At 46.9% G+C, this 19,027-nt stretch carries 18 protein-coding genes and 1 riboswitch; of the genes, 6 read left to right on the top strand and 12 right to left on the bottom strand.

Features of this window, described 5'->3' with window-relative positions:
- Positions 1-186 precede the first annotated feature (186 nt).
- Positions 187-624 carry an Hsp20/alpha crystallin family protein gene (locus H6G89_RS22395; RefSeq protein WP_190510538.1) on the bottom strand — a complete coding sequence of 146 codons (438 nt, stop codon included), beginning with the start codon at positions 622-624 and terminating at the stop codon, positions 187-189.
- A gap of 123 nt (positions 625-747) precedes the next feature.
- Here H6G89_RS22395 and H6G89_RS22390 point away from each other — a divergent pair, with 123 nt between their 5' ends.
- Entirely contained in the window at positions 748-960 is a 213-nt protein-coding gene (locus H6G89_RS22390) for a hypothetical protein (protein WP_190510536.1), read from the top strand.
- 303 nt (positions 961-1,263) lie between these two features.
- On the opposite strand, the gene thiC is transcribed toward H6G89_RS22390, so the two are convergent.
- Complete coding sequence (thiC, locus tag H6G89_RS22385) at positions 1,264-2,631, bottom strand: phosphomethylpyrimidine synthase (RefSeq protein ID WP_190510534.1); 1,368 nt, start codon at positions 2,629-2,631, stop codon at positions 1,264-1,266.
- A 7-nt stretch (positions 2,632-2,638) separates the two neighbouring features.
- Positions 2,639-2,734, bottom strand: a riboswitch (TPP riboswitch).
- 353 nt (positions 2,735-3,087) lie between these two features.
- Between thiC and H6G89_RS22380 the strand changes: the two genes are divergently transcribed.
- The gene (locus H6G89_RS22380; protein WP_190510532.1) at positions 3,088-3,951 is read left to right on the top strand and encodes a glycosyltransferase family 2 protein; all 864 of its coding nucleotides are present in this window, start codon (positions 3,088-3,090) and stop codon (positions 3,949-3,951) included.
- An 80-nt stretch (positions 3,952-4,031) separates the two neighbouring features.
- Here H6G89_RS22380 and H6G89_RS22375 read toward each other — a convergent pair whose 3' ends face one another.
- Positions 4,032-4,457, bottom strand: coding sequence for a helix-turn-helix domain-containing protein (locus H6G89_RS22375; protein WP_190510530.1), 426 nt, complete (start codon positions 4,455-4,457; stop codon positions 4,032-4,034).
- A 235-nt stretch (positions 4,458-4,692) separates the two neighbouring features.
- Between H6G89_RS22375 and H6G89_RS22370 the strand changes: the two genes are divergently transcribed.
- Positions 4,693-5,061 carry a bleomycin resistance protein gene (locus H6G89_RS22370; protein WP_199336876.1) on the top strand — a complete coding sequence of 123 codons (369 nt, stop codon included), beginning with the start codon at positions 4,693-4,695 and terminating at the stop codon, positions 5,059-5,061.
- A gap of 437 nt (positions 5,062-5,498) precedes the next feature.
- On the opposite strand, the gene ilvB is transcribed toward H6G89_RS22370, so the two are convergent.
- From ilvB to H6G89_RS22355, 3 genes are all read right to left on the bottom strand, one after another.
- Entirely contained in the window at positions 5,499-7,385 is a 1,887-nt protein-coding gene (ilvB, locus tag H6G89_RS22365; protein ID WP_190510525.1) for a biosynthetic-type acetolactate synthase large subunit, read from the bottom strand.
- A gap of 328 nt (positions 7,386-7,713) precedes the next feature.
- Positions 7,714-8,967 carry an MFS transporter gene (locus H6G89_RS22360; RefSeq protein WP_190510523.1) on the bottom strand — a complete coding sequence of 418 codons (1,254 nt, stop codon included), beginning with the start codon at positions 8,965-8,967 and terminating at the stop codon, positions 7,714-7,716.
- A gap of 156 nt (positions 8,968-9,123) precedes the next feature.
- Positions 9,124-9,594 carry an acyl-CoA thioesterase gene (locus H6G89_RS22355; protein ID WP_190510521.1) on the bottom strand — a complete coding sequence of 157 codons (471 nt, stop codon included), beginning with the start codon at positions 9,592-9,594 and terminating at the stop codon, positions 9,124-9,126.
- Between the two features lie 495 nt (positions 9,595-10,089).
- Here H6G89_RS22355 and H6G89_RS22350 point away from each other — a divergent pair, with 495 nt between their 5' ends.
- Both H6G89_RS22350 and H6G89_RS22345 read left to right on the top strand, forming a co-directional pair.
- A complete protein-coding gene (locus H6G89_RS22350) occupies positions 10,090-10,935 on the top strand; it encodes a universal stress protein (protein WP_190510519.1) in 846 nt (281 codons plus the stop codon).
- A gap of 545 nt (positions 10,936-11,480) precedes the next feature.
- Positions 11,481-12,407, top strand: a complete 927-nt coding sequence (locus tag H6G89_RS22345) for a DNA-methyltransferase (protein ID WP_190510516.1) — start codon at positions 11,481-11,483, stop codon at positions 12,405-12,407.
- Positions 12,408-12,420: 13 nt separating this feature from the next.
- On the opposite strand, the gene H6G89_RS22340 is transcribed toward H6G89_RS22345, so the two are convergent.
- The 5 genes from H6G89_RS22340 to H6G89_RS22320 all read right to left on the bottom strand — a co-directional run bounded on the left by H6G89_RS22340 (position 12,421) and on the right by H6G89_RS22320 (position 17,345).
- On the bottom strand, positions 12,421-12,855 hold the full coding sequence (locus H6G89_RS22340) for a hypothetical protein (protein ID WP_199336874.1): 435 nt from the start codon (positions 12,853-12,855) through the stop codon (positions 12,421-12,423).
- 497 nt (positions 12,856-13,352) lie between these two features.
- Positions 13,353-13,745 (bottom strand): hypothetical protein, encoded by a 393-nt coding sequence (locus H6G89_RS22335; protein ID WP_190510514.1) that lies wholly within the window; start codon positions 13,743-13,745, stop codon positions 13,353-13,355.
- Positions 13,746-14,138: 393 nt separating this feature from the next.
- Positions 14,139-15,098 (bottom strand): hypothetical protein, encoded by a 960-nt coding sequence (locus H6G89_RS22330; RefSeq protein WP_190510512.1) that lies wholly within the window; start codon positions 15,096-15,098, stop codon positions 14,139-14,141.
- Positions 15,099-15,544: 446 nt separating this feature from the next.
- Entirely contained in the window at positions 15,545-16,399 is an 855-nt protein-coding gene (locus H6G89_RS22325) for a DUF1206 domain-containing protein (protein ID WP_190510510.1), read from the bottom strand.
- Between the two features lie 133 nt (positions 16,400-16,532).
- On the bottom strand, positions 16,533-17,345 hold the full coding sequence (locus tag H6G89_RS22320) for an MOSC domain-containing protein (RefSeq protein WP_190510508.1): 813 nt from the start codon (positions 17,343-17,345) through the stop codon (positions 16,533-16,535).
- Positions 17,346-17,481: 136 nt separating this feature from the next.
- Between H6G89_RS22320 and H6G89_RS22315 the strand changes: the two genes are divergently transcribed.
- Complete coding sequence (locus H6G89_RS22315) at positions 17,482-17,709, top strand: hypothetical protein (RefSeq protein ID WP_190510506.1); 228 nt, start codon at positions 17,482-17,484, stop codon at positions 17,707-17,709.
- Here the strand turns inward: H6G89_RS22315 and H6G89_RS22310 are convergent.
- Complete coding sequence (locus H6G89_RS22310; RefSeq protein WP_190510505.1) at positions 17,706-18,968, bottom strand: alkaline phosphatase PhoX; 1,263 nt, start codon at positions 18,966-18,968, stop codon at positions 17,706-17,708. The two genes, H6G89_RS22315 and H6G89_RS22310, sit on opposite strands and share 4 nt — an antisense overlap.
- Between the last annotated feature and the right edge of the window lie 59 nt (positions 18,969-19,027).

Below are 19,027 nucleotides of genomic sequence, written 5' to 3'. Positions count from 1 at the left end.
TTTAGCACACTGTAAAGCATAAAAGCGGGGTTCATATAAACCCCGCTTTATGTTGCTCTAATTTGGTTTGCAACAGCCCCAACCTGCAAATCACTCAAGCCCCCATCAACCAATCTCTTTCCTGTTGAGGTGGAGTGGATGCATTGCAACCATCTACCTCAATGGGAAAAAGCGTTAAGAACTGCGTTATGCAAGGTTAACTTTGACGACTTTGTTCTTCTCTTCCTCAACTTTAGGAAGGGTTAAGCTCAAAATACCGTCTTTGTATTCAGCTTTCACTTTGTCATTTTGAATCCGAGTGGGCATTGGAACCACACGGCGGAAACTGCCATACCGAAACTCAGAACGAATCACGCCTTTGTCTTCGGTGCGAGTTTCAGATTTGCGCTCACCGCTGATAGAAACGGCATCAGCCATCACTTGAATGTCCAGATCTTTTGCATCGATGCCTGGAATTTCAACTCGTAGTTGAATGGCTTCAGGTGTTTCGTGAATTTCTGCGGATGGAGTGAACGATACCATGTCAGCGCGAGTGGCATCAGAACCCAATGTATCAAACAGTTGATTCAATTCTCGTTGTAGAGTTTCGATTTCACGGAATGGTGCCCAACGAACCAGTGCCATAACACTTCCTCCTAAAGGTTGTACAAGATAAATGACTATCAGGAGTTAAAGGGTTTGCATCGGTTAGGTTTAATTGATTTTCTTGACCCTTCTCCTGACATTTAATCTACCAAAGGCGACTGTTTGACGAGGTTCGGTTGTTGGGACAGGAGGCGATCGCATTTCCGAACTCATGTCGAAGCCAAAAAAACGATCGCCCCAATTAAGTTGCGATCGCCTGATTTGTCTAACGGAGGAAAGTCACAAGTAACCAAACCAAACTTTAGCCACGGTTGCGCTCTAGCAAAAACATCCTTAATAGTCTCAGGAGTGCTTATTGTTCGTCGCGATCGCTGAGCTGATCAACCTGTTTAACCGACTGCGTGCAAGCGTCCAAATCTTAAAGTTGAGTTTGAGGGGATACTGCATGAGGTGCTCCAGGTGCAGAGAAAGCTTGCTTTTTATAGATTCCCGATTCGGGTGTTTCATTTCGGGAATCAAGGTGCCTTGACTTTATAAAGCCCATTTCAGGCCGCGATCTACCAGTAGTTAAGGAAAGATGAGCAGAAGAGTAAGAGGGATAGAGGAATGGGAGTCTTGACGCATGGGACGCCAAGCCTGATCTACCCATCTCTCCATCCCCCCTCTCCAACCTTCTCCTTAACTCACAGTTTCCTTGGCTAAGTACTGCTCTAACTCTTCCAATGCCTCTGCATCCACTTTGGTTTGCATCGGGCAGAACTTAGGACCACACATGGAACAAAACTCAGCTGTTTTGTAAATGTCAGCGGGGAGAGTTTCGTCGTGGTATTCACGAGCGCGATCGGGGTCGAGGGCAAGTTCAAACTGACGGTTCCAGTCAAAGTGATAGCGGGCTTGTGAGATCTGGTCGTCGCGATCGCGTGCGCCCGGTCGGTGCCGTGCAATATCTGCTGCATGCGCCGCAATCTTGTAGGCAATTAAGCCATTCCGCACGTCTTCAGCGTTGGGCAAACCCAGGTGCTCTTTAGGAGTGACATAGCAAAGCATTGCTGTGCCATACCATCCTGCCATGGCTGCTCCGATCGCCGAAGTGATGTGGTCATAGCCCGGTGCAATATCTGTCACCAATGGACCCAACACGTAGAAAGGAGCCTCTGAGCACTCCTCCATCTGCTTGCGGACATTGAATTCAATCTGATCCATTGGCACATGCCCCGGACCTTCAACCATCACCTGCACGTCATGTTCCCAGGCTTTGCGGGTGAGTTGTCCCAGGGTTTTGAGTTCCGCCAGTTGTGCCGCATCGGATGCATCATGTTGACAGCCCGGACGCAGCGAATCACCCAAACTGAACGAGACATCATAGCGTTTGAAGATTTCAATAATGTCGTGGAAGTGAGTATAGAGCGGGTTTTGCTTATGATGATGCAACATCCATCGGGCGAGAATACCGCCACCACGCGAGACGATTCCGGTGATACGTCCCTTGACTAACGGCAAATGCTCAATCAGGATACCAGCGTGAATCGTCATGTAATCCACACCCTGCTGAGCGTGCTTCTCAATGATGTGCAGAAAGTCGTCTGGAGTCAGCTTCTCTATGTTGCCATGCACACTCTCCAACGCCTGGTAAATGGGAACCGTACCGATAGGAACCGGAGAAGCGTTAATCACAGCAGTGCGGATCTCGTCCAGATTGCCGCCTCCAGTAGACAGATCCATCACGGTATCTGCACCATACTTGACAGCCAACCGCAACTTGTCCAGTTCTTCCTCTAGACCAGAGGAGTTAGGAGAGGCTCCAATATTGGCATTCACCTTGCACTTTGAGGCGATACCAATGCACATTGGTTCCAAGTTGAGGTGGTTGACGTTCGCAGGGATAATCATCCGTCCCCGTGCTACTTCTTCCCGAATTAGCTCTGGGGGCAAGTTTTCACGGTGTGCCACATAGTGCATTTCCTCTGTCACTACTCCCTGACGGGCATAGTGCATTTGAGACACGTTGGCGTGTCCCTGGCGTTTTGCAACCCAGTCTATACGCATATTAAGTTCCTCAGATAAACAGCTTCCCTCCGCCGGTGCTAACCGGACTCAGGTTCTAAGGGTGTAATCTCAGCCTGTGATGCAGGCACCCCTAGCTTGAGGGTTAATCGTACCATCAAGCGCACAGCAAAGGGCAGATGTTGAGAAAATTTGTTGATTTAGAGCAAATTTATAGCTATCGCTATCTAAATTAGGACAGGGGAGGTGTGAGGGCAGTGACCCAAGCCCGGAGTTAATTTTCGTTGATGAAAGTTATTCGGTGACAGAGGATACACGGCTGTCTTTTTTGACCTCGCATTTTTTCCAATCTTAAGAGGGATGTTGAGTGAGAATCATCCTGGTAGATGTTATAAAGTTTTATATCAACTGTCTGCTTCTATTTCAGCAATCATACGAGTATTAGACTGCTTTTTTAATTGACCTTTCACTCAATTTAGTTAGAGATGGCATTAGGCTATGAGGTTGAGTGTTATTATTGCCTGTTTTAATGCAGCCCAGACCATCGGAGTGCAGTTAGAGGCATTAGCCCTACAAACGTGGTGCGAACCGTGGGAGATTATTGTGGCTGACAATGGCTCGACGGATGATTCTCGTGCTGTCGTTGAGCAGTTTAAGTGCCGATTACCGAATTTGAAATTGATTGATGCCTCTAAGGTCAGGGGCGTGGCTCACGCCAGAAATGTAGCTGTCAGTATAGCCCAAGGAGAATCACTGGCGTTTTGTGATGCAGATGATGAGGTGGCACCGGGATGGGTTGCAGCGATGGGTGAAGCTCTTGCAACCTATGATTTTGTTGCTTGTAGACGAGAATACGCGAAGTTAAATGAACCGTGGCTCTTAAAGGTGCGATCGCTCAATCAACAAAACGGAGTTCAGACTTATAGATACCCCCCGTTTTTGCCTCATGCTTCAAGCAGTGCTCTGGGGGTAAAGCGGACTCTATTTCAAAGCATTGGTGGATTTGATGAAAGTATGCAGTGCTTGTCAGACACAGATTTTTGTTGGCGTTTACAACTGGCAGGGACAAAGTTAGAGTTCGTCCCCAATGCGGTTGTTCATTATCGGTTTCGCCCAAATACCTGGAAGATCTGCACTCAAGCTCGCAAATACGGCAAATACAACGTCTTTTTGTATGAGAAATATCGCTCTAAAGGGATGCCGAAATTAACGTTGAAGATGGGGTTAGCGGGGTGGTGGCAGCTATTAAGGGGTGCGCCCAAGTTATTGAATTCATCGGAACGGGTGCGGTGGTTGCGCGACCTGAGTTGGCGTATTGGGCGATTGGAAGGATGTTTGAAGTACAAATTAATAGCGTTGTAGGTATATAGCTCTGGTCAGGTTCATGCATTCGTTGGTCTGGCGCATGAAAAGCATAGACTCTGTATCCTAATTCCTCGCCATTATGCCTGTGAATCTCGGTAAAGTTTTGGTGTTGTGTGAGTAAACTTGGAAAATAAGCGAGTGAAATGGCTTTGATTCGCAAAACCACATTGAATTGCAATATCTGAAATTGAGAGATGTTGTTGTTTAAGCAATTGTTTAGCCCGCTCAATTCGTTGATGGCGCACATATTGATGAGGTGTCATGCCAATCGAGTCTCGAAACAGGCGACAAAAGTAGTACTGACTCATACCTGCCACATTTGCTAAATCCTGTAATTTAATATTCTGTTGCAAGTTTGCATTGATATATTCCAGGACAAGTTTGAGCTGATAGCGTGGCATTCCACTAGAGTACGTGGGTATCGACACAGGAAACACCGCATAGTGTTTTAACATGTGAGCCGCAAGCGCAGTTGTTAAAGACTCTCCATACAACGAACCCACTGGACATCCTGCCTCAACATCGGCACAGGCAAGACAATTCGTTTCAAGCGGCGTAAAGTAGTACCAGAAGGATGCACTATAAGCTTTAACTGCATTAATACAAAGGATTTAGATACGCACGCTTTGAGTTATTTCTCAAATGTAGTCAGGGGTATGGGCAATATTGCCCCTCCTATACGAATGAAGCGATCGCCAGCATTAGAGAGAACTGATCCAGCAATGGAGAAAAATGCTCATGAACCAAAACTGTGCAATTCCAATATTGCCAACTCGTGATTTGTTAGAAACAATCACGTTCTATAACAAACTTGGATTTGAAACAATTTCTGAACATGAGAACTATGTAATCCTATGTCGCGATTCTATTGAAATTCACTTTTCCCTATTTTCTGATATTGATCCAGCCAAATCCTACGTCGAATGTTATCTCCGAGTCACAAACGTAGATGAATTATTTCAGGAATTTGGGCAGTTATCTTTGCCTAATGTGGGTATCCCTCGGATTGGACGGTTGGAGGATAAACCCTGGGGAATGCGAGAGTTTTACATTGTCGATCCGAGTGGCAGTTTATTGAGGATTGGTCAGAAAATCGAAGCAACATGATGAGGGTAGTGTTTCAGATCTGTTGCTACTGACCCCCGACTGTCGCTGTCCCCTTTGATAAGGCTACGGTGTACATATATCGCTTTGCCAATGAGACACTCGGTTGCTTCAATAAGTTTGAAAGCCAGACATTGGGGGAGAATCCCCTAAACTCCCTAGCAGAAGGTGTTTCGGTGAACCCAAAGGCACGCTTCGCATCGGTTCCAAGTACGGATACTTCTGGTGGGGTCAAGACCTTTGACAAAGGCTCAAAGTCCCCCAATTTTTGGGGATGTAGGGGTCTGTAAAGACTTATGTGTACAGGCAGCTTGATAAGGGGGGACTTCAGGGGGTTCTTACAGAGGCTATCAACAGGTTTGAAACACCATCAATCATTCCTCTAAAGCAAACTCCCCGGCTGCTTCAAAGCAACCGGGGAGCTAGAATCTCACCCCGTATTAAAGCTTCGTGCCGCAGTCAGGGCAGAAGTTGTTACTGGTTGCGTTCTTCGCGCCACAGTTGTTGCAGTAGATTAGCTCGATCGCCTGCTCTGTGCGAGGGCGTTCTGGTAAACCAATCATTTGCGCATTGCTCTTACCAGGAGCCACCATCGGGTAACAGTTTTCATTTCGAGTAACGTGGGCGTCAACGATGACAGGACCATCATGTGCCAGCATCTCAGCGATCGCATCTTTCAGTTCTGCGCGATCGCGCACCACGATACCTTTGATGCCAAAGGCTTGAGCCAGGATAACAAAATCGGGCATCCCAGTTTGCATGTTGGAGTTAGAATAGCGTTCTTCATAAAACGCTTCCTGCCATTGGCGCACCATTCCCTGCCAACCGTTGTTGATGATCACCGTTTTGACGTTGATGCCATATTGTGCCAGGGTGCCCAATTCCTGGAAGTTCATCTGGAAGCTAGCATCCCCACTGACGCAAATCACTTGATGGTCAGGCAGCGCAACTTTTGCACCCATTGCGGCGGGTAAGCCAAAGCCCATTGTGCCTAACCCCGCACTAGAAATCCATTGGCGGGGACCATTCTTGAGGAACTGAGCCGCCCACATCTGATGTTGACCAACATCAGTCGTGTAATAAGCATGGGGTGCTTGTTTGCCCAGTTCGACGATCACTTCCTGGGGAGCGATGCTGTCTTCGTGATGGGGCACAACTAGCGGATAGTCTTGTTTCCAGCGATCGATCCGCTCTAACCAGGCTTGTGTCAGAGTGGGATCGGGCGCAACCCCATCTTCCTGGTCGCGCCGCAACATATCGGCTAAAACATTGCGGACATCACCCACGATTGGCACTTCAGGAATCCGGTTTTTGCCAACCTCAGCAGGGTCAACATCAATGTGAATCACCTTGGCTCGGCTAGCAAACTCATCTAACTTGCCTGTAACGCGATCGTCAAAGCGAGCACCCACCGCAATCAGCAAGTCGCACTCGGTGACCGCAAAGTTAGCGTAGGCTGTGCCGTGCATCCCCAACATACCAACGGAGAGGGGATGATGTTCATCAAATGCGCCTTTGCCCATCAGCGTGGTTGTCACGGGTAAGCGGAATCGCTCTGCCAACAAACGAATCTCTGCATGAGCGTTAGAGGCGATCGCCCCTCCTCCCACATAGAGCAGCGGTTGTCGTGCTTGCCGAATCAGCTTTAATGCCTGACTGATCTGGCGGGGATTCCCCTTCACAGTAGGGCGATATCCGGGCAGTCGCACACTCCACGGCTCAACGGGAACGTAATCAAATTGCTCTAAACCAACATCCTTAGGAACATCAATTAACACCGGACCAGGACGACCCGATCGCGCAATATAAAAAGCCTCTGCCACAATTCGCGCCATGTCTTGAGGATCGCGCACCACATAGGAGTGTTTAACGATCGGCAGCGTAATTCCGTAGATGTCCGTCTCCTGAAAGGCATCACTGCCGATCGCCGCACGACCGACCTGCCCCGTGATGATCACCATGGGAATTGAATCCATCTGAGCGGTGGCGATGCCAGTCACAAGGTTTGTCGCACCGGGACCCGACGTACCAAAGCAGACTCCAACCTCACCTGTGGCACGAGCGTAACCATCAGCCGCATGGGCTGCCCCTTGCTCATGTCTCACGAGAATATGTTGCAGATCGCCTCGTTCTTCTGCCCGATAAAGCTCATCATAAATCGGCAGAATTGCTCCACCTGGATAGCCAAAAATATGCTTGACTCCATGCCGTCTCAAGCTATCGATAAGGGCATATGCTCCACTGGCTCGGACTGGGGCGAGCGTCGCTAGGGGAGCAGCTTGAGAGGTTAGGTCAGTCTGGGCAGAAACAGAGAGAACTTCACGCATAAGTTGGGATATTTGTATCGTTGGAGGTCTGTATCGATTGATGCACAATGCGTTAATATCCCAGTCTAGTTCTGAGAGTTAATTCCTGTCGAGGGTTTGGTGAGAGAAACTTGACTTCTGAAATCAGGCATCAGCTTCAGACTTTGGGTTTTTAGCGTGATCCCTTCTGGGTTAGAGTGCTTATTCCAATCGTTCGCTCCTCCGGAAAGGTTACATTTCTTAATAATGTCGGTTTCGGTGAAGCATCTGGCAAATCAATTTGCGGCTATCAAGACGGGAGCTACGGCTCGACTGAGCGTTTGACTAAAAATTGAGTTGCTCACTCTGGCTAAATCACGTCTTCTAACACTCCGTGGGTGTTTCTCCATGCCCAAATGCCACCGAGGGCGACTACAACGCTAATTCCCAGGAGAACGGTCGGTAAGCCAAACATATCGGTGAGGGGACCCGCGATCGCCAAAGGTGCGCTCAAGGCAATGTTAACGACATTATTCTGAAAGCCAAAAACTTTGCCTCGCATCGTTTCGGGAGTTTGGCGTTGGATCAACGTCTGCATGGGAATGGCAATAAGTGAGGCACCGATTCCCAGAAGGGTACTGAGCGTCAAGCCGACCCACAGGCTATTAATCACCGCAAAAATTGCCAGCACCGATGCCATGATCAAAAAGCCGATCAGGGGCAGGGGTTTGTGATGGAAGCGATCGCCCCAGTGTCCCAAAAATGCGGCTCCAAGTACCATACCGATTCCAGAAGCCGCTAGAAGAAAACCAAATTGCGTAGATTTTAGCCCGACCTCCTGTGCCAGTTGAATTGCCAGAATTGTGAGTGCTGCAAACACCGAGTAGAGGATGGTGAGTTGTAGCATCGCATTGCTGACCAGAGGATTTTGCCGCAGATATCGCAGTCCGGCTTTAAAATCACTCCAAGGGTGAACCGACAGATCGGCATGGCTTTTCTTAGGCTCTTTCATCCTGACCCACTGCAACAAGCCTCCGGCCAGCAGATAAAGCCCACCTACCAGAAAAGTTTGCCCTAATTCGGGGTGCCACTGTTTTGCCATACTCAACAGCGGCTCACCAATGGCAAAGCCCACAATTAGAGCACCCATAATGGTTGTCGTAAACAGGGCGTTAGCAGGCATCAACTCGTCGTGACTGACTAATAGAGGAATTGCTGCTTGCTCAGCCGGAGCAAAAAACTGAGTGAGGATAGATTCTAAGAATGTGATTGCCAACAACACAAAAAAAGCGGTGGGCAAGGCAGGAATCAGGAGGGTTAACGCACCTCGCAGATAGTTGCAGAGAGTCAAGACCCGCTTTTTTTCAAATCGGTCTACAAAAATGCCTGCCGCAGATCCTAAAAAGATGGCAGGCAAAGTAGCCGAGATCATAAGTGCTGATCGCATCGAGTTAACTGGATCATCAGGGGTTTGATAGTTAACCAACAGCGAAATCAATAGTACAAAAAAGACCTTATCGGCGATTTGTGAAAGCCCCTGCCCAAACCATAACAATAAAAAAGAGCGGTTTTGTAGTAACTGATAAAAACCACTGCTAGAGGCAGAAGAACCAGAGGAGGGCATATGGGTGATCGAGGAGATAGCAGACTTTGTCTAACATAGTGTGTGCCAGAAATCAGGAAGATCACCATGTTATGTGACAAGTTTTGCAAAAAAATTACTTAAGCTTGTAGATTCTAAATCATCGGTAAGTAATTTCACGAGGAAACACGCCACCTGCTACACTGAGAGCCGTATCAGGGCATCTTTAACGGAAGGGGGAAGTTGCCGCATGATTTTACCCTTCTCGCGATCGACCGTGACCAGGGTAACCTGGGCGGTGACATAGATTTCCTGCTCATCCAGCGATTGAATGCAGTAGTCCCAATTAATTCGGACACCCTCAATGCTGCTCATGCGGGTCTTGACAACTGCCTCCATGCCCATCTGCATAGAGCGATGATAGCGGACAGTGAGTTCGACTACGGGAAGATCGCAGCCCAGGGCAACCAGGTCTGCAAAATTCACCCCCAATGATCGCAGACATTCCACCCTGGCTTCTTCCATCCAGATAATGTAGGAGCCATGCCAGACGGTGCCAGAGTAGTCGGTGTGGTGAGGCTGCACTCTGATGAGATATTCAAACCATTTTGCATCAGTTGGTTGGGATGATTTGGCGATCGCTTTGGTTGACTCTAATTCAGGTTGCATAAACGAAATCCTGAAGCGTTAAGGTTGTACTAAAAGTAATAATTCTATACTTATTTTTACATAATCTCTCAGATTGTTAGGGGCGATCGCAGCTAAACAAAACTCCCGTCATTCTACCTGAATCAACTCTGTAATTAAAATCGCGAGGGGTGTGGAGTGGGTCTAAATTATTTCTAAAAAAATTAGCTTATGAGCAGTGTGCCGACCACGGACAGGCTGCCCAAAGGTCGATTTGAAATGACTATAGTAATGATCAGTCAATGCTTTGACCTGCTTCTATTGTATAGAGGCATTAGATACCATTGCGCTGAAACTATTAATTATCTTGACGTAAATCTAAACAATAAAATCTATGAAACAATGCCTTGACAGAGGTATGATTTTTGTATTGTAAGGACGGGTTTCAGCATCCAATAACTGATTGATTTCTGGGCATTCAGGTGTCAGAAATAATCAGCATTGATTTAGCGTGAAAATTTTTGTTAAGGGGCAATCATGATAGAAAAAATTTTGCTAGCCGACTCTGGGACAGGGCAAACGGAAGAGATGTTAAAAGCATTGATGGAGATCCCCGCGATTGGAGGAGCCTCGGTCACCATCCTGCACGTTGTCTCCCCCCAAGTCTCTGCTGAGGAAATGACCGATAGGTGGGAAGAAGGGGGCAAGCTGTTGGCAAAAGCAGTTCACCAATTAAAGCTCGACCCCAATCGCGTCACTGCAATGCTGCGAGAAGGCGACCCCAAAGATATTGTCTGTCGGGTAGCAGACGAAATTGACGCAGACTTGATCATTATGGGGTCGCGAGGATTGAAGCGATTGCAATCAATTCTGGAAAATTCAGTCAGTCAATATGTGTTTCAACTGGCATCTCGTCCCATGCTGCTGGTGAAGGACGACATTTATGTGAAAAAAATTAACCGCATCATGGTGGCGTTGGACAAGTCGGACTCCGCGAAGCAGGCTCTCAATCAGGCACTCAACTTTTTGCGTGACATCAAAGGAGGGCAGCTGATTCTGGTTCACGCTAATCCTGATATGAAGATCAAGCCCGGTGAGATCCCTAATCCTGAAGAAGATCCACTGTTGATTGCAGCTGCAACAGAGGCGAAAAAGCTGGGAATCAGCTATAAGACTGTTGCTCCTGTTGGCAAACCCGGTGAGCGGATTTGTCAGGTTGCTGAAGAGTTGAATGTGGACTTGTTGGTATTGGGTTCGCCTGAGCGTCGTCCTTCAATCGCTAGAGGACTACCCGATCTCGATCGCTTGTTGGGGCAATCGCTCTCAGACTATATTCGGGTATATGCTAATTGCCCTGTGTTGTTGGTGCGCGTACCGGGTTAAAGTTTCGCTCAAAGTCTGCTCATAACAAGTTGTAGTAGCCATCCAGGCTAATGTTATGGATGAACTACTAGTACTGCACCACGAAGGGGTAAGGGAGTAGAGGGGTAAGGAAATAGAGGGATAATTCGGTAGCTCCTCCACGCCTCTACCCCTCCACGATTTGCTGTCATACTCTTAAACCAGACGAGGGAGGATTGAGAGCACAAAAACATAGCAGTCCTAAATCGATCGTGAAACCTATAGCCCTACGTATATGCATTAGGACATAAGGGGGTGTGGGGGCTGCGCCCCCAGCCAGGGGTTCCACCCCTGCACCCCGTCCTAACCTTAGTGAGTACTGCTATACTCTTTCATTCGGCATTCGGCATTGGTGTATGACCAGCAACGATTGACCATTGACCAATGACGATTGACCATATCTCAGACTTCTTCATGAATCAAATAGGATGGCGATAGTTGGGCGATACACAATACACATGACAGATCAGGCAAAAAACCATGGTGAGTCATCCGTAATCCATTCAACTAAAAAGAGACGTGCGCCAATGAACCGCACGCTTGAGTTGACAGATGGCGATCGCGATCGGTTACGTCAAAGACTCCTACAAGTGCCGCCCCATGGAAAATTTCATTCGTTTCCAACGGGTACTTTGCAGGGAGATTCAACGCAACTCGCTAAGCGATTACCGCCTCAATCCGTAGATCTCCTCATCCTTGATCCACCCTACAACCTGAGCAAGGATTTTGATGGTTATAAGTTTGCCAAGCGAAAAGTTGAAGAATACACCAGTTGGTTAGAAGAGACGATTCTAACGTTTCGTCCTCTGCTGACAGAAACAGCCTCGCTCTATATTTGTGGAGATTGGTTTACATCAGCCTCTATTTTTGCAGTTGCTTCTTCCCACTTTATGGTTCGCAACCGAATTACCTGGGAACGGGAAAAGGGACGCGGAGCTAAAACCAACTGGAAGAACTCCAGTGAGGATATCTGGTTTTGTACCGTATCTGATCAATACACATTTAATTTAGATGCAGTTAAACTGCGGCGTCGAGTCTTAGCTCCTTATAGAAATACCGATGGAACTCCAAAGGATTGGGGCACCACAGCCAACGGAAACTTTAGAGACACTCACCCATCCAATCTCTGGACAGACATTACAGTGCCGTTTTGGTCGATGCCCGAAAATACACAACACCCGACTCAGAAAAGTGAAAAGTTAATTGCTAAGTTAGTGTTAGCAAGCAGTAACCCAAATGATCGAGTGTTTGATCCCTATTTAGGGAGTGGAACCTCATCAGTTGTTTGCAAAAAATTAGGAAGACAGTATTTAGGGATTGAATTGAGTGAAGAGTATTGTTTGCTAACAGAGAAGCGGTTAGAACTAGCAGAGACAAACCCAAGCATTCAAGGATTTTCTAAAGGTGTGTTTTGGGAACGTAATACACTGTCAATTCAACACAAACAAGATTAAGCCTATCGAAGCGTTATTGTGGTGCAGGTTGGAGTTGGCTTAAACACACGCCATTGGCATCCCATTGCAATTCTGCGACCCAAAAAGCACACCCACTAATCACAATTCCAGTAGTAAGTGGTTGCCAAATGCCTACATAGGGAAGTAATAAAACAGCGAGTAGATGGAATCCGCTTAATAACAGAAACATACGCGATCGCAACTCTACCCCGGTGAAGCAATAACCAATTGCATTTAATATCAACCACAGTGGACAGATTGAGCCTAGAACGTGACCCCATCCTAGAAAAAAGCTCATATTGGTGATGGATATGCCCACTACCATCAGTAAGACCCAAGCCCATAGAACTCGTGCAAAGGGCTTTTCCTCAGTGAGGTACAACGTCAGTCCAAGCATGATAGCAAGGGCAGCCAGAGTTAACCCACTAAAAATAACTGTTTGATGCAACCAACTAACGGGTACGAACTGAACAGTAGTAAAAATAATGCTGGATAAAAGACCCCATACAAGACAAGCTTGATCATGGCGAGTATAAAAGGTAGAGAGGATAACGTGGCGACCAATTTGCCAGTGAATCCTCCAAATACCCGGTAGATCTTGAACAAAAGCAGTTTTTTTCCTAACAAAAATTGGAGTGTTTGAATTAAAGAAAGTCATTAAAGGATTATCAATGGCATCATCATAGTGTTGTCCTAAATGATTTTGAGACGGTTGGCGATCGCTTCCATCTTCATATACCCGATTTAGGAACAATCGTGTAATAATCCCTAAGTTTCTCTGAATCAGCCGTTTTTAGAATCTATCAACGGAATAAATTTACTCTGATCGAGATCTATCTACGGAAATAAATGGTCAACTGCCGGAAGTGGTAAATAGTGATTTAAGCTACAGAATAAGTTCAGGTTGAAAATTTGGTGTATCCACTGCGCTCAGGACGAGTCATTCTAATCCTGATAATCAGTGCAGTCGATCGCTTGTTTTGTTAATGCCAGATCTGGGCGGACTGCACATTTGACATAGGGATTATTGGTAAAAAACCGACAAGTCGTACAGGGAATTTGTCCTCTGACAGTACACATCGGTTGCTTATGACGATGAGGTTTGAATCGCAGAAAAACAAAAACAGCGATCGCCCACACAATCACAAAACAAACTGGTAGTACTTGTGATACTTGAGCTGCATCAATGGGCTGATGCTGATCAATTGGCTGTTCTGTTGGCAGGGAATAAGCCTCTGAAACAAACCTTACTCCATCTACTGTCGCTGGTTTAGAACTGATCTTGAAGGCGATCGATTCAAGAATGTGAATATCAGAAGTATCACTGACTACATTCATAAGAGTTCTCAATGAATACAAATTTGTTTAGTGTTGCTGACTCAAAGTATGAATTGAGAATCCTTTAATCCCAGCAAATTTTTTATCAATCAAGATGAGTTCCTTGCAGAGTTTTGCCCCTACAACTCTCTACTCACAGATACTTAAGATAGTTAAAACTGCACCATAATTCATATCTCCAGAGAAGGATCTAAACGGATGTGTAGTATTGGCAAGAGTTCTGTGGTCTATCCTGCGTTCATTAATGGTCAATTTAGTGTTGTGCTATAGCAGCTTTAAATGAGTTGTAAGATGAGCGGTATTGAATACAAAGTACCCTCCAACTAAAAAGGCTTGGGAATACCAAGCCTCATCTAACAATTTACAACGACCTTCTAGATACCAGGCACTCCCCTATGCCTCTGCGCCCGCTTCCGCCAATCGATTGGTCGGCTTAGTTCCTTCTATCCCTGCACCATACAAATCAACAAATCGATTAAATAATTGCATGGTTTCGTGATTTGAAACTCGACCTAAGTTGACTAACCGTTGAATGTTTCGATTTGCCAAAGTATGTAGATAGGGCAGATCTTCAAAGAGAGTCAAACAGGAGGCCAGATGGAGCAAAACTTGCAGAGGGGGTTTAAACCAACCTAAATCACTATAGATATCGATGAATAGTTTGTGTTCAGTGTTATTAATGGGCAGTGCGTTAAATAACACAATGATTCGTCGATTTTGATATACCGGAATGCTCAATTCCACTGTGTAAGGCGTATGCAGAATCAGTTCTGCCTCAACAATGGGTTGTCTCCAGATTCGCAGTGCATTAATTGGAGAATCCAAAACGGTCTGGAACTTCATTACTCCACCCACACTGGTTGGTTGGAATTCACTAACTTTCACCACTTTTAAATTGTTGAGGCTGAAGCTATGCACTTCTTCCAGGTGCTTTAAGTTCAACAAATGGTAAATCTGACAGAGATAGGGAAATGGCAGAATGTATTCCTGACGAATCATGTGATATTTTTCCATCTCATCAATTCGAGCACGAGTTGCTTCGAGATAATTTTGGTGGGAGATGGAGTCAGGGTTATAGACAGGCAGCAAATGCTCACTATCTAAATCGTAGTCAGGTTTTAGTAGTAGCCAACCCAGGAAGAAGAGAGATGCTGTCAAAATATGAGCAATCTCGATTGCAGATAGATAACCGTCTGCAAGTGCAGCAACTCCTCGATCCGCGATACCGTAAACCCAGGATGGAATTCCAAAAAACCAAATGCTGTTTCTTAACTTACTGATAACAACGGTCGCTTCTAAAAATTGGTTATTTTTTCTATCTGTATTCTTTTTTTCTAAAAGGTCGATGAGCATGGCGAAGGAGAGATTTGTAAAGATAGGTAAGCAAGATTATGTATTTTCGCAACACATCATTTACTTATTCGCTAAGTTAACGTAGAATCCGGCACGCTACCCTCTATCGCAAGTTGAGACTCATTTTTGCCGGAAAGCCGCGTTCCTACTCCAATAGGGCGACTGCCCCTCCAGTAGGTATATGCCTCCTTAAAGCACTCTCACTTGGTTGAGGTAACTCTATAAGCTGGAACGGTGAGTAGGGGCAGATTCAATCACGGCTTGGAGGGCGAGCAGGTTTAGTCAGATAGACCTCGACTAAACAGGACTAAACACAAAACTGCCCCTTCAAAACCTGCATTGTTTGAAGGGACTTTATTTCCTCAGCACTCAGCACTCTGTTACCGCTGCGGTTTCAACCGCCAAAATCCTGATCCCAAATTCACGTTAAAGTAGCGACACCCATATTAAGCATTGCCAAGCTTACGATAGCGAGCTTCAACTAGAGAATAGATGCTGTAGGCGATTAATCCCAGGGCGACCAATCCCAATAGCCAGGGACCAAAGGGTTGTTGTGCGAGAGCCGCCAGAGCGTTACCCAACCCCTTCGCCTCATTCGGATTAGAACGGATTGCCGCCTGGATAAGAAAGATTCCAATGATGCCAAACACGACGCCACGAGCAGCAATGCCAAATCGACCTGCTCGCATAGCCCAAGTTCGCTCTTTGGGGGTCATGGCATTGAGGTTTAAGTGCTGGCGAAACTTAGCTTTGTATGCTTCATAGAGGTAGGAAATGCCAACCCCAATGGTAATCAATCCGGCAAGCCCAACTAACCATTGACCAAACGGTTGAGACAAGAATCGTGCTGTCCAATCCTGAGTTGCGTTACCATCACCGCCATTACCAGTGCCTAAAATGAGTTTGACTGCGGTTGCGGCTAATCCAGTGTAGGCTGCTGCACTAAATGCATAACCGATGCGTTGAGCCACTTGTTTTGCACTGGTTTGTTGCCCTGAGTGTTCTGGGTCTAAAACGGCTTGTGCAATACGCCAGAGGACGTATCCGATTAAACCGATCGCCACAATCCCTAAAAGAAACTTGCCAAAGGGTTGAGCGACGATCGCCTCTAGAGCACCATTTGTATCCGTCGGTTGACTGCCACTACCGATCGCCGCTTGCAGTGCTAATAGCCCAACCACAAAATAAACTATTCCCTTGGCAGCATAGCCCAGACGAGACAATCGTTCAAACCAGGGGTGTGAAACGGTTTGGTGAGCCGACTGTTCAAGGTTGTTGGGGGGTAAATTATGCCGCACCATAAAATTAGTTTTAATGAAGAATTAGTTTTAATAACCGGAGCACGACAATTATAGAAAGGGAGTACTTCTCTTTTGTTCTATTGAAAGAGTGATACTCACTTTGGATTTTGGATTTTGGATTTTGGATATCTTGCTACAGGAGATTTTTGCCGTCGCTATTTACTATCAGGCGATCGCCCACACAAATCTCTTTTCCTTCCTCTGAAGCCGGTAGTCGAGTATTGACGGCTAAGCGATAGAAGTGGTTGAAGCGCGATCGCTCTGCCCATGCGGGTAACGTTTCCTGCCGTTTTGCCACAAATGTTTTTTGAAACTGAGGGTAAGCTTCTCCAGTTTGAGCGTCACGAGTCACAACAACGCAGCGTTGACACGGATTAACACCCATAAACTTGACTGAGCCAATCTGAAAGTCAACAACTTGTTCTGCGGTTGCAAACAAACAATCTTCCCAAAACGGGGGTACTCCAGCAATTTCGATATTGGCACGCAGTCTCAAACGGATCTGTTCAACATCCAGGTCTGGATACCAGGAGGCGATCGCCTCTAAGGTTGCTGTGCTGATCACCGTCGGACCCGGAGACTCTAAATCGTCTGGAAACCCCGTCTCAAGATTGTGCTTAATCGATACCGAAACACCGAAGTAGCGGCTTAGCCAAGCTTCAAGGGCTTTTTGATCGGTTTCTAGATGAAATGTTTGTTGATCAGGTTCTCCCTCAACGTGCAAAGACACTGTATTAGCGGCGAGATCGAACTGCGTCCGGAGCCGATGAACTTTGCTGTTGCGCTTGCCATTCACAAACTGACCAGATTCATCTACGATGGCAAATTCGCGATCGCCCTTCAGACCACCCTGTTTTAGGATCACTCCCCGATCAAGGCCGACTCGATCTAAGGATTTGATCGGGTAGATGAATAGTTTTGAAACATAAGGCTTTACTTCTGCCATAGGTCTGCCTTGAGGGTGTCACCATCCGATTAATAGAGTACTTCAGAAGCCAGTGTAAAGGATACATCAAGGCTTCTAAATAAACGATTAGACATTGCTACACTCTTGAGTGGGTATGTTGGAAAAGATATCAAGCATGGAACATTTAATCTTCTGGATTCTAGGGTTCGGCACACTGTGGGCAGGGTTGAACCTATTTAACGATGAAGCGGTTCTCATTGTCAGTGCCATTATTGGCTCAATCCTTGTCTTGATCGGTCTGATCTCTGCTCCACTACAACTCCAAATTGGCATTGAGGTAGGGTTGATCCTCGCCTTATTCAACATTTGTATGCAGTGCATCAAGCGGGGCGATCGCTCCTAACTTGCCCAGGGACCCCAAATCGCCAAGGTGATACCTGGCGTTTGGAGGTTGACAAACATTGTTTGTCCATCGGGTGAGAAGCAAACTCCAGCCAACTCTGCGGTATTGAGCACGTTTCTAGCAAATGGGTAAAGCGAACCAGAAGGGGTGATACCAACAACCTGATCCGTTCCGTCTCCGTCTTCACAGACAAACAGGTCACCATTGGGAGCGATCACTACATTATCGGGATTGTCTAAAACACTGGCATCTTCAGGTTCCAGATAAAGCTCCAACGTGTTGTTAGCCGGAAGATACCGCCAGATTTGTCCTTCACCCGTTCTACCGCCACTGGTGCAGCAAAAATAGACTTCGCCATTGCCATAGATAATCCCTTCACCCCGCACAAATTGAGCGGCTCCTTTGTTGAATCCCTCAACACGGACGGTATCACTATCGGGGTCGGGGACAGCGATCGGAACCCACTCAACTGCCATTGGTTGCTGTAATGGAACTCCAAAGCGGGTAATGGCTTGTGGCATGGCTGCTAATTTCAACGCATACAACGCCCCTCCCGCACTCAAATTGCCGGGTTCCACAGGAACAAAACGGTAAAACAGACCATCTTCGCGATCTTCCGTCATGTAGACATCACCGGAATGGGGATCTACGGCGACGGCTTCTCGTCGAAACCGACCCATCGCCCTCAATGGAATGGGGTCAACAAACGTTGTCGCTTGGCTGGGGACTTCAAACACATAACCGTGTTTTTGATCTGCTATTTCTACACTTTCCTCGCAACTCAACCACGAGCCCCAGGGGGTTGCGCCACCAGCACAGTTGCGATCGCTCCCTGCCAGTGAGCCATAGTGACTGATTAATCGGTGATTAGCATCGATGATCAAAGTGGTTGTGCCGCCGCGACCTCTGGCATCAAACTGTTTGTCATTGGGTGCTCTGACCAGCGTACTGGAGGTCAGATCCAGTTCATGGTTTCGCACCAAAATCGTCATGCCATTACTGCCAGCAAACGCTGCCATGCCATCGTGTCCACCCGGTACGGGGTAGCCATCGCTCATCAGTTGCCCGGTTTCAGACAGGCGGGTGTAGGAAAATCCGGCAGGCAAATCCAGAATCCCGTTGGGATCGGGTTGCAGGGGACCATAGCGTGCCGTTGCGATCGCCCGCCTCTGGTAAACCGCCATTAGTGGAGCAAGCAACAGAGCACCCGTTATCCCAGTGCCCGCCAAAGTAAAAAATTTCCGTCGTGATAGAGCCATAGATATCGAGGTGTAGCGTGATTTATCTTCCAGTCACCCTGTTATTGTTTCTACTATTT

Origin of the sequence: Oscillatoria sp. FACHB-1407, from assembly GCF_014697545.1 — a bacterium.
Taxonomy (GTDB): domain Bacteria; phylum Cyanobacteriota; class Cyanobacteriia; order Elainellales; family Elainellaceae; genus FACHB-1407.
This window is presented reverse-complemented; position numbering and strand designations above follow the sequence as displayed.

Coding starts and splice junctions, on each gene's coding strand:
- H6G89_RS22335 (WP_190510514.1), bottom strand. CDS start 13,745: ATGAATGTAGTCAGTGATACTTCTGATATTCACATTCTTGAATCGATC.
- H6G89_RS22320 (WP_190510508.1), bottom strand. CDS start 17,345: ATGGCAGAAGTAAAGCCTTATGTTTCAAAACTATTCATCTACCCGATC.
- H6G89_RS22350 (WP_190510519.1), top strand. CDS start 10,090: ATGATAGAAAAAATTTTGCTAGCCGACTCTGGGACAGGGCAAACGGAA.
- thiC (WP_190510534.1), bottom strand. CDS start 2,631: ATGCGTATAGACTGGGTTGCAAAACGCCAGGGACACGCCAACGTGTCT.
- H6G89_RS22330 (WP_190510512.1), bottom strand. CDS start 15,098: ATGCTCATCGACCTTTTAGAAAAAAAGAATACAGATAGAAAAAATAAC.
- H6G89_RS22315 (WP_190510506.1), top strand. CDS start 17,482: ATGGAACATTTAATCTTCTGGATTCTAGGGTTCGGCACACTGTGGGCA.
- H6G89_RS22380 (WP_190510532.1), top strand. CDS start 3,088: ATGAGGTTGAGTGTTATTATTGCCTGTTTTAATGCAGCCCAGACCATC.
- H6G89_RS22345 (WP_190510516.1), top strand. CDS start 11,481: ATGAACCGCACGCTTGAGTTGACAGATGGCGATCGCGATCGGTTACGT.
- H6G89_RS22325 (WP_190510510.1), bottom strand. CDS start 16,399: ATGGTGCGGCATAATTTACCCCCCAACAACCTTGAACAGTCGGCTCAC.
- H6G89_RS22360 (WP_190510523.1), bottom strand. CDS start 8,967: ATGCCCTCCTCTGGTTCTTCTGCCTCTAGCAGTGGTTTTTATCAGTTA.
- H6G89_RS22355 (WP_190510521.1), bottom strand. CDS start 9,594: ATGCAACCTGAATTAGAGTCAACCAAAGCGATCGCCAAATCATCCCAA.
- ilvB (WP_190510525.1), bottom strand. CDS start 7,385: ATGCGTGAAGTTCTCTCTGTTTCTGCCCAGACTGACCTAACCTCTCAA.
- H6G89_RS22310 (WP_190510505.1), bottom strand. CDS start 18,968: ATGGCTCTATCACGACGGAAATTTTTTACTTTGGCGGGCACTGGGATA.
- H6G89_RS22395 (WP_190510538.1), bottom strand. CDS start 624: ATGGCACTGGTTCGTTGGGCACCATTCCGTGAAATCGAAACTCTACAA.
- H6G89_RS22370 (WP_199336876.1), top strand. CDS start 4,693: ATGAACCAAAACTGTGCAATTCCAATATTGCCAACTCGTGATTTGTTA.